The sequence below is a fragment of the Dokdonella sp. genome (assembly GCF_036518555.1).
Lineage (GTDB): Bacteria > Pseudomonadota > Gammaproteobacteria > Xanthomonadales > Rhodanobacteraceae > Dokdonella_A.
Genome location: NZ_DATDMY010000034.1, coordinates 44522 through 54300, shown reverse-complemented (window position 1 = coordinate 54300; position 9779 = coordinate 44522). Strand labels below are relative to the sequence as shown.

7 protein-coding genes and 1 pseudogene are annotated in these 9779 nt (G+C 71.5%); 5 read left to right on the top strand and 3 right to left on the bottom strand.

Going from position 1 to position 9779, the window contains the following annotated elements:
* Together VI238_RS02230 and prmC are read left to right on the top strand one after the other, a co-directional pair.
* Positions 1-1717 (top strand): annotated as a pseudogene (locus tag VI238_RS02230) (hypothetical protein); the annotation flags it as partial.
* Entirely contained in the window at positions 1714-2550 is an 837-nt protein-coding gene (prmC, locus tag VI238_RS02225; protein ID WP_331647989.1) for a peptide chain release factor N(5)-glutamine methyltransferase, read from the top strand. The pseudogene VI238_RS02230 and the gene prmC, both read left to right, overlap by 4 nt.
* Positions 2551-3551: 1001 nt before the next feature.
* Here prmC and VI238_RS02220 read toward each other — a convergent pair.
* The 3 genes from VI238_RS02220 to VI238_RS02210 form a co-directional block, all read right to left on the bottom strand.
* Positions 3552-4877, bottom strand: a complete 1326-nt coding sequence (locus VI238_RS02220; RefSeq protein WP_331647983.1) for a hypothetical protein — start codon at positions 4875-4877, stop codon at positions 3552-3554.
* A 265-nt stretch (positions 4878-5142) separates the two neighbouring features.
* A complete protein-coding gene (locus tag VI238_RS02215) occupies positions 5143-6420 on the bottom strand; it encodes an acetyl-CoA C-acyltransferase (RefSeq protein ID WP_331647980.1) in 1278 nt (425 codons plus the stop codon).
* 80 nt (positions 6421-6500) lie between these two features.
* Positions 6501-7973: an amidohydrolase family protein gene (locus tag VI238_RS02210; RefSeq protein WP_331647978.1), complete on the bottom strand. Its 1473-nt coding sequence runs from the start codon at positions 7971-7973 to the stop codon at positions 6501-6503.
* 137 nt (positions 7974-8110) lie between these two features.
* Between VI238_RS02210 and VI238_RS02205 the strand changes: the two genes are divergently transcribed.
* Genes VI238_RS02205 through VI238_RS02195 form a run of 3 tightly spaced genes read left to right on the top strand, consistent with a single transcriptional unit; the run spans position 8111 to position 9778 of the window.
* Positions 8111-8473: a DUF4398 domain-containing protein gene (locus VI238_RS02205; RefSeq protein WP_331647976.1), complete on the top strand. Its 363-nt coding sequence runs from the start codon at positions 8111-8113 to the stop codon at positions 8471-8473.
* A complete protein-coding gene (locus tag VI238_RS02200; protein ID WP_331647974.1) occupies positions 8470-9261 on the top strand; it encodes a hypothetical protein in 792 nt (263 codons plus the stop codon). The genes VI238_RS02205 and VI238_RS02200 overlap by 4 nt, the downstream gene beginning before the upstream one ends.
* 43 nt (positions 9262-9304) lie before the next feature.
* Positions 9305-9778: a hypothetical protein gene (locus VI238_RS02195; protein WP_331647972.1), complete on the top strand. Its 474-nt coding sequence runs from the start codon at positions 9305-9307 to the stop codon at positions 9776-9778.
* The last annotated feature ends 1 nt before the right edge of the window (position 9779 follow it).

Sequence of the window (9779 nt, the reverse complement as noted above, 5' to 3'; positions counted from 1 at the left end):
GCCGCTGCCGACCGGCAGCAGCGACCTCGAGCTGCGCCGCGCGACGCTCGACGGCGTCGCGCAGGACGGCTTCGCGCGCGCCGACGGCGCACTCTGGCTCGTCGTGCCGCGCGGCGTGCACCGCCTCGAACTCGCGTTCGTCGCGGCCGCGGACAAGCTCTCGCTCGACTTCCCGCTCGCGCCACCACGCGTGGAGTTCGACGGCGACGGCTGGGAGGCGAGCGGCATCGAGGACGCCCACCTGCTGACCGGGACCCTCGCACTCGTGCGCGCGCGCGCGAACGGCGAGCAGCCGGTCGGCAGCACGCAGCAGTTCGCGCCGTTCGTGCGCGTCGAGCGCACGATCGATCTCGGCCTGGACTGGTCGGTCGCCACCGTGGTCACGCGCCTCGCGCCGCTCGACGGCGGCTTCGCCATCGCGGTGCCGCTGCTCGACGGCGAGCATGTGACGAGCGGGGCGTTCAAGGTCGAGGACGCGCGCATCGTCGTCGCGCTCGGGGACGGCGTGCGTGCGACGAGCTGGGAGAGCAAGCTCGACAAGTCCGGCAAGCTCGTGCTCGTCGCTCCGCCGCTCGGCGAGCGCGCGGAAACATGGTTCGTGCAGGTCGGCCCGAATTGGCACCTCGATGCCAGCGGCGTGCCCGCGGTCGCCGCCTCGCCCGCGGACGAGCGCGGCATGCATCGCTACGAGTTCCATCCGCTGCCCGGCGAGAAGCTCGAGCTCGAGGTGACTCGACCGGAGGCAGCGCAGGGATCGTCGCGCGCGATCGACGCGGTCGGGCTCGTCCGCAGCGTCGGCCAGCGCGGCTCCGACGTGGTGCTGAACCTGCGCATGCGCGCGAGCCGCGGCGGCGAGCATGCGATCACGTTGCCGCCGGGTGCGGAGCTGACCGGCACCAGCCGCGACGGCCAACCGCTCAACCTGCGCCTGCAGGAAGGCAAGCTGAGCCTGCCGCTCGTGCCGGGTACGCACGCGTTCGAGATCCGCTGGCGCGATGACGAGGCAGCCGGGCTGCGCGTGCGCTCGCCCGCGCTCGCGCTCGGCTTGCCTGCGGCGAACATCGACCTCGGCATCGACCTGCCGCAGGATCGCTGGCTGCTCGCGACGACCGGGCCCGGGCCGGGGCCGGCCGTGCTGTACTGGAGCGAACTCGCGGTCGCGCTGCTGCTTGCGGTCGCGCTCGGTCGCTCGCCGCGGTCGCCGCTGAAGGCGTGGCAGTGGCTGCTGCTCGCGCTCGGCTTCTCGACGTTCTCGTGGTTCGCGTTGCTCGTCGTCGTCGCGTGGCTGTTCGCGCTCGACCTGCGCTCGCGCACGGCGCCGCGCCACTGGGTCGCATTCAACCTCGCGCAGATCGGACTGCCGCTGTTCACCCTCGTCGCACTGCTCTGCCTGCTCGCCGCGGTGCAGGCCGGCTTGCTCGGGACACCCGACATGGCGGTCGCCGGCAATGGTTCCGACGCGCATGCGCTACGCTGGTTCGTCGACCGCAGCAGCGACGCGCTGCCCGTTGCGAGCGCGATCAGCGTGCCGCTGTGGACGCACAAGGTCGCGATGCTCGCTTGGGCGCTGTGGCTCGCCACCGCGCTGGTCGGCTGGCTGCGGCGCGGCTTCGACGCGTGGAGCAGCACGGGCTACTGGCGCGCGGCGCCGAAGCCCGTCGTCGACGTACCGCAGGTTTCGCCGCCGGCGATCGTCGCGACGGAGGGCGGCTCCTGAGCGACGTACGCACGCTGCTCGCGCGCGCCGCGGCGACGCTCGGCGGCGACGGCGCGCGCGGCGAAGCGGAACTGCTGCTCGCGCACGCGCTCGACCGCACGCGCGCGTGGTTGTTCGCATGGCCCGAGCACGAACCGGCCGCGGATCGGGTCGCGGCGTTCGAGCAACTCGTCGAGGCGCGCCGCGCGGGGGCGCCCGTCGCGTACCTGCTCGGGCGGCGCGGCTTCTGGACGTTCGATCTCGCGGTATCACCCGCGGTGCTGATCCCGCGCGCCGAAACGGAATTGCTGGTCGAACTCGCGCTCGAGCGCATCCCCGTGGACGAGGCCTGCGCGGTCGCGGACCTCGGCACCGGCTCGGGCGCGATCGCGCTCGCGCTCGCGCACGAGCGGCCGCGCGCGCGCGTCGTCGCGACCGACGCGAGTGCCGACGCGCTCGCCGTCGCACGCGCGAACGCGCGCCGCCTCGGCATCGACAATGTCGAGTTCGCGCACGGCGACTGGTTCGTGGCGCTCGGGAATGCGCGTTTCACCCTCGTCGCGTCGAACCCGCCGTACATCGCCGCCGACGATCCGCATCTCGTGCAGGGCGACCTGCGACACGAGCCGGCCTCCGCGCTCGCGTCGGGTCGCGACGGCCTCGACGCGATCCGCTCGATCGTCGCCGATGCGCCGGCCCACCTGTTGCCCCGCGGATGGCTGCTCGTCGAGCACGGCTGGATGCAAGGCGCGGCCGTGCGCGCACTGTTCGCACGCCACGCATTCGACGACGTGCGGAGCGTGCACGACCTTGGCGGCCACGAGCGCGTCACGCTCGGTCGGCGCAGCGCCTGAACGGGGCCGACGCCCGCGGCTGCGAACAGCGGGGCAAGCATCGCGGCGATCGCGACGGTTTCCGCAGGCTCCCCGCAGGGTGCACGCGCGCGAGCGAGTCCGCCGGGCCTCATTGTGTGCGCCAGTTCGCAGTGCGCGTGTGCACCGGTCGATCGGGCGAGCGTTGGACGTGACACGGAACCGCGTGTCGCGAATCGTGAAGATAGGCCTCACCTGCACGGCGCCCCCGCGTCGCGCAACGAGCAAGCCCCGAACCGCGTCGCGCGTGAGCGCCACGCACCGGACCTTTCCAATCAGGTACCGGGATCGTCCCGCCGGATGCGGGACCAGGGAACGAGCCATGGACGGTGGCCACGGACGGTATTGCGCCTAGCGTGTTCATGCCCCCGCGCGAGCGGGGGTTTTTTTTGCGCAGAGATGCCGGCATTCCCGCGAAGGCGGGAATCCATTGTGCTCCTGCTCTTGAAGCCATGGGGAACGGAAAAGACTCTCGACAAGGCTTCTTCCGGAAAGCTTCAGTGTCGTCGCAAGGTTCCGCTCGCCTCGGCGGCGAGCGGGTGACTTCTCTTTGCTTGCCCAAAGAGAAGTCACCAAGAGAAAGGGCACCCCGCGTCGTCGCCCGCGAGGCTCTGCCTCGCGGGTCCGCAGGCGTCGGCCGGTTGCGCCGACAGCGCATCCCTGCGCTGACGGCGCAATGCGCGCGATCCCTCGCGCGCCCCCTTCGGGCCCTCTTCGGCCGGCCGCCCGCCGACGCCGAGGGGACTCTGGTGGAGCAGAGCAGGCGCAGGAAGCGCGGAAGCTTGAAGCCCCCGGTCGTCGTCGCGGCGAAAGCCGGGACCCGGTGTCTCACGGTCGACACGAAGAACTGGATTCCGGCTTTCGCCGGAATCACGACGCGTGGTGGACGACGCTCGGTCGCGGTCGCAGGCACGTGCCTGTCGGAACGGCTTCAGCCGCGATGCTCGTCGACGAAGGCGCTCGCGAGCCTTCCGCCGGACGGGTCAATCGAACCCGTTCGCGAATATCAGGTCGCCTGCGAGTTCGATCGCGCCGATGTCGATCGCACCATCGACGATGCGTCCGACTGCGCCACCGACGGGCAGCAGCGCTCGCTTCGGCTGGAAGTGCGGCGGGAACAGCGCGTCGGCCACGGCATAGCCCGGAATCGATTGCGGTGCCGCGTCGCCCGCGTCGTGCAGCGCGCCGGCGGCGGCCGGCGTGAGATCGAGTGCAGCGACGTTCGCGAAGCCGGGATTCGCCCCGCTGAGCGTACCCGTCCATTCCGCTGGCACGAAGGTCGCGCCGGTCGGCACCCAGTTGTTGCTGCCGCCGACCTGGCGTCCGTTCGCCCACACCGCTTCGACCGTGCGTTCCACGCGGATCGCGCCGCCCGCGCTCGCATACAGCACGTTGTTGTGCGCCTCGACCGCCTGGATGCCGTCGAAGACGCGGAACACCGTCGCGTCCTGGCCCGAGGTCACGAGGATCGTGTTGTTGACGAAGCGCGCGCGGCCCTTGCTCTGGCCCGAGCCGTCGCCGCCGACGCGGATCACCGCGCCGAACGCGGGGTTGCTGTGCACGATCACGTTGCCGACGACGTCCTGGTCCTCGCGCACGAGGTCTACGCTCCAGCCGTCCTGTTGCGTCTGTTCGTCGGGACCGATGAGTTCGAGTTCGTGGTAGGCCGCGCCTTCGAACCAGTTGTAGTAGATCTGGCTGCGTTCGTGGCGATCCTTGAGCAGATTGCCGCCGTTGCCATCATGCACGTAGCAGTACTGCATGCGGAACAGCGAGCCCGGATGCGCGATCTCGTCGCTCTGGATGTAGAGCGGATGCTGCGAGGTACCGTTGCCGGCGTCGTAGATCTCGCTGTATTCGAGCGTGAACGAGCCGGATAACTGGTCCGTACTGAGAATGCCGTGCGCGGCGCAGCCGTGGATCACGCTGTCTCGCACGGTCACGTCGTGCGCGCCCTGCAGGATGCAGCGCGCAGTGCCACCGGTGACCTCGAAGCCCTCGAACACGAGGTGGTCGGACTGGCGGAACTCGACCGTGTTGCCGCCGCCCGAAATGATCGGGCGATGGCCGTTCACGCGCACGCCGCGAATCACGAGCGGATGACCGTCGCCGCCGCTCGCCTCGGGAGGCACGATGACGCCGCCGGGATAGGTCGCGTCACCGTCGACTTCGACGACGTCGTCGGCGCCGACGTCGATCGCGGCGAACAGCGCATTCAACGTGTGATACGTGCGTGCCGGCCCGACCTGATACGTCGCGGCATGTGCGGGCAGGGCGGCAACGAGCGGCAGCAGGAGCAGTCGGCGCATCGGTGGATTCCCGGGGATGACGGAGGCGGCGCATCTTCGCGTGCGAGCGCCGGCGCCGCCGCGCAGCGTGTCGCAGTTCGCGATTCGCCGGATCGCATCGCACGAAGGTGCGGGCACCGGGTCCGGCCCGCATAGGGGTGGGAGCCCGCGTAGAGTGCAAGTAGGATTCCTGGGACGAACGCGCCGACATTCCATTTCGAAGCAAGAACACGGCTGAACGGCACGACGGCCGCCACGCCCTCGATCGACTGGCGCCGCCGGGAACCTATCCGCGCTCGAGCAACGCGACCGTCCCTTGTCCGCCGTCCGTGCAGATGCTCACGATCGCGCGCGCGCCGGGCTCGAGCGCATCGAGCTCCTTGATCGCCTGGCTCAGGATGCGCGCGCCGGTCGCGCCGAACGGGTGACCGAGCGCGACGCTGCCGCCGTGCGGATTCATGCGCTCGCGCGGGAACGCGCCGAGGTCGGCGTCGACACCGGCCTTGTCGCGCACGAACGCGCGGTCCTCGAGCGCCTTGAGGTGGAACAGCACCTGCGACGCGAATGCCTCGTGGATCTCCCACAGGTGGATGTCGGCGTAGGTGAGGCCGTTGCGAGCGAGCAGGCGCGGGATCGCGAATGCGGGCGCCATGAGCAGGCCCTCCACGCGAAAATCGACCGCGGCGATCTCGAAGTCGAGCAGGCGCGCGCGCGGCGTGCGCGGCGGCAACTTCGCGAGGCCCGCGCGGGTCGCGACCCAGAGTCCCGCGGCGCCGTCGGTCAGCAGCGACGAATTGCCCGCCGTCATCGTCCCCTTGCCGCTCGAACGGTCGAACACCGGCGGCAGCTTCGCGAGCTTCTCGAGCGACGTGTCGCGACGCGGGATCGTGTCGCTCGCGACGTCGTCGGTCGGCACCACGAGGTCGTCGAAGAAACCCGCGTCCCAGCCGGCGATCGCGCGGCGATGGCTCTCGAGTGCGTATGCATCCTGCTCCGCGCGACCGATGTTCCACTGCTTGGCGGTGATCTCGGTATGTTCGCCCATGCTGAGGCCGGTCGTGCGATTCGTCACGGCGGGGACGTAGAGGCCGACGTCGGCGGTGCGGATCTCCGCCGCGTGGGCGATCTTCTGGCCGAGCGAGCGCGCATGCTGGAAGCCGCGCAGCCAGTCCGACAACGGCTGGCTGAGCCCGATCTGGATCTTGCTGAGGCTGTCGACGCCGCCGACGAGCGCGAGCTCGCGGCTGCCGTCGGCGAGCATGCCGGCCGCCTCGAATGCGGCGACCATGCTCGTTCCGCAGGCCATCACGGTCGAGAACGCGGGCACGTTCGCGCCGACGCCCGCATCCATGAGCACCTCGCGCGCGATGTTGCTCCAGGTGAGGTTCGGCACGACATGGCCCCAGACGAAAAAGTCGGGCAGGGCGCCGTGCAACTGGTCGATCATGTGTCGCGCGACGCGCACGGAAAGCTGGATCGCGTCGAGCCCGGCGAGCGGGCCATCGACTTTCGCGAACGGCGTGCGGACGCCCGCCGCCAGCCAGACATCGCCCGTGGTGCGCATGCAGCTCTCCTCGCCGTGGCAGGAAGCGGCCAGCCTACCGCGGCCGACGCCGGACTGCCATGCCACGCGATGGATACGGGCTAGCCGCTGCGTGCATGGCGCCGGTGCGGCGCCCGCGTGATCGCGTCGATCCGCGAGCGACGTGGAGCGGTGCGAAAGGCGACCCGGCGTGCCGCGTCCTGCAGCACCGCATCGAGGTCGGCCCGGCGCAGCAGGCGTCCGCCGAGCAGCACCGCTTCGATGCGACGCGTATTGCGCACGTCGCGGAGCGGATCCGCCGCGAGCAGTACGAGGTCGGCCCGTTTGCCCGCGGCGACGGACCCGCTCGTCGCCTCGATGCCGAGGAAGCGCGCGGGCGCGAGCGTCGCCGCGCTCAGCGCCTGGCCCGGGCTGTAGCCCGCATCGACGAAGCGCTCCAGTTCGTCGTGCAGCGAGAAGCCGGGATAGACCTCGGGCATCGGCGCATCGGTTCCCGCCATCATCGGCACGTTCGCCGCGCGTAATGCCGAGACGATCGCGCGGGTGACCTGCCAGCGCCGCCGCGCGAGCGGATCGGGATGCGCGGCAGCCTGCTCCAGCGCGCGCAACCAGCGCTCGCGCTCGTCGGCGCGCAGGTAGCGCCAGCGCGGATCGGCCTGCGCCAGCGATGCATGGCGGCGCGCTTCGGTCCAGGCGAGCACGAGCGTCGGCACCTGCCACTGGCCGCTCGCGGCCAGGCGTCGCGCGACGCGCGCGCACGTGCCGCGATCGAACGCGGCGAGCGCGCGCGCCTCCTGCGCGTCGCGCAGCGCACCCAGTGCATCGCCGTCGATCCCTGCACGCTCGCGCAGCAACACGCCTTCGATCGACGAACAGGCTTCGTACGCCTGCATGAGGTGCTCGTCGGTGCGCTGGCCGAGCGTCGCGGCATCGAGCAGCTCGACCGATGCGGGCACGTGCCCCGCTACCGGCAGCGCGCGCTCGCGCGCGGCGTCGACGATCGCACGCCACTGCGGCGCACCGACTTCGGAGAACACCTTGACGAAATCAGCGCCCGCGCCGGCGACCGCGGCAACGGCGGCCGGTGCATCCGCCGGTTCGCGCACGCGCGCCGCGACTCCGGCGGCGAGCACGCGCGGCGCGATGCGCTCGCCCGCGTCCGTCTCCCGACGCCATGCCGCGAGCACCGCGATCGACGCGGCATCCGCGTTCATCTCGCGCACGCCGGTGATGCCGTTCGCGACGAACATCGGCAGCGCCCAGTCATTCGGTGGTCGATGCGACACCGTGTTGAACAGATGCACGTGCATGTCGACGAGCCCGGGGACGAGCCAGCGGCCGCGACCGTCGACGCGCACCGCATCGACGTCGATGCGTGCGTCGGCTGCGCCGACGACGGCCGTGATGCGGTCGCCCTCGACGAGCACGGTTCGATGCGGAACGCCACGTCCGGTTTCGACGTCGACGACGGTGACGTCGACGACCGCGAGGCCTGCGGCGCCGGCCGCGCGCGACCCCGCGGCGCAGGCGAGCAGGACCATCGCGGCCATTCGTGCAGGCATCGATGCGCGCATCCAACGCTCCCTCGGACCTGCCGCAGCGTAGCGCATCACTCGAAAGGAAACGACGGCTGAAGCGATGGCGCAGGGTTTCGGCGACATTCAACCGGACCGATCCACGCTCGCCCTGCACAGGCCGCCGAGGAGGGCGCATGAAGATGATCCGCATTGCCGTCACGGTCGCGCTGGCCGCAGCAGCCGGCGTCGTCCATGCGATCGATCGCGACGCGGCGCAACGGGAACTCGCGCAGGCCGCCACGGCCGTGCAGGCCGCCGAACGCGACGATGCGGCGCGCTATGCGCCGGGGGATCTCGGCGAGGCGCATGCGGCGCTCGACGCGGCGCAGAGGGCCGCGGACGCACGCGAATGGACCGACGCGGCGTACTTCGCGGAGCGCGCGAAGGTGAATGGCGATCTCGCCTCGGCGCGTGCGCGGCAGCAGCGCGCGGAGGCCGCGACCGCTCGGATCCAGCGCAGCATCGACACGCTGCAGGCCGAAGGAGGTGTTCCATGAACCACGGGCGCCCGATCAAGCCGGTGCTCGTCGCCCTCGCGGTGTCGGGGCTCGTCGCGTGCGCGTCCGCGCCGCCCGGCCCGCCGCCCGAGCTGGTGCGCCTGCAGATGGAGCAGGAGCGCCTGCACGCCGATCCACGCGTCGGCCGGAACGGCGGCGCGGAGCTCGCCAACGCGGACGCCGCGCTGGCGACCCTGGCGGCGAACGCGCGCCTGCTCGATGCGAGAGCGTACGAGCAGGGCGTCTACCTGACCGGCAAGTTGCAGCAGGTCGCCGAGGCAAGTGCGCTCGCGCGCGACGCGGAATCGCGCGGCGAGCAACTCGGGCGCGAGCGCGACCGTTTCGCCGGTCCGCACGAGTCGGCGCGCGCGACGCGCGTCGCCGCCGACGTGCAGTTCGGGATGCGCGATCGCGCGCCGCTGCCCGATTCGCGCGCGCGGCTGTTCGCGATGCAGCGCGAGCTCGTCGGCAGCGAGTCCTCGGTCGACGAGCGTGGCCTCGTGCTGCGCCTTGCGGAGTTCAACTTCGGCCCGGGCGAAACCGGGCTGACCGCGAGCGGCGAGCGCTCGCTGACGAACCTCGCGCGCGCGCTCGATGGAGCGCCGCGCGCGGACGTGAGCATCGTCTCCTACGGCGAGCGCGAGGCGCGCCGCGCGCACGCGATGGTCGTGCGCGACTACCTCGGCCGGCGCGGCATCGACCCGGCCCGGCTCGACGTGCGCGATGCACGGCGCGAAGCGCCGGCTGGAGGCACTCGCGGCGACGTGCTCGTCGTCGTCCGCGAATAGGCAGGGATGCCATCGATCAGCCACCTCACGGGAGACCCGTTCCATGAACATCATGACCACGAACATCCGCCTGTTGGGCCTTTCGGCCGCCTTGTTCGCCGCGACCGCCGTCGTCCACGCGCAGACGCAGTCGCCCGCGCCTGCGCCGGCTACACCGCCGCCGGTGGACACGCCGCCGTCCACGCCACCGGTGAATACCGCGACCCCGCCCGTCGACACGACGCCGCCACCGGTCGGCACGCCCACGAATGACGGCCGCCAGGGCACGAACCGCCAGCAGGACGTCCCGCGCGATGCGAACGGCAACCCGTTGCCGGCGACGAACTCGACGGCGAACGCGCCGCCCGCCGCGCCGCAGCCGCTCGACTTCGGCATGCTCGACACGGACAAGGCCGGCTCGCTCAAGCTCGAGCAGGCGCGCAACGATCCTTGGCTGCGCCAGCATTTCGCCGATTGCGACATCAACCACAACGACGAGGTGACGCAGAGCGAGTACGAGAAGTGCTCGCGCCGGTAGA

Bases quoted from the DNA above. Each gene is read 5' to 3' on its own strand.
- VI238_RS02220 (WP_331647983.1), bottom strand. From the start codon at position 4,877: ATGCGCCGACTGCTCCTGCTGCCGCTCGTTGCCGCCCTGCCCGCACAT.
- VI238_RS02215 (WP_331647980.1), bottom strand. From the start codon at position 6,420: ATGCGCACCACGGGCGATGTCTGGCTGGCGGCGGGCGTCCGCACGCCG.
- VI238_RS02210 (WP_331647978.1), bottom strand. From the start codon at position 7,973: ATGCGCGCATCGATGCCTGCACGAATGGCCGCGATGGTCCTGCTCGCC.
- VI238_RS02205 (WP_331647976.1), top strand. From the start codon at position 8,111: ATGAAGATGATCCGCATTGCCGTCACGGTCGCGCTGGCCGCAGCAGCC.
- VI238_RS02200 (WP_331647974.1), top strand. From the start codon at position 8,470: ATGAACCACGGGCGCCCGATCAAGCCGGTGCTCGTCGCCCTCGCGGTG.
- VI238_RS02195 (WP_331647972.1), top strand. From the start codon at position 9,305: ATGAACATCATGACCACGAACATCCGCCTGTTGGGCCTTTCGGCCGCC.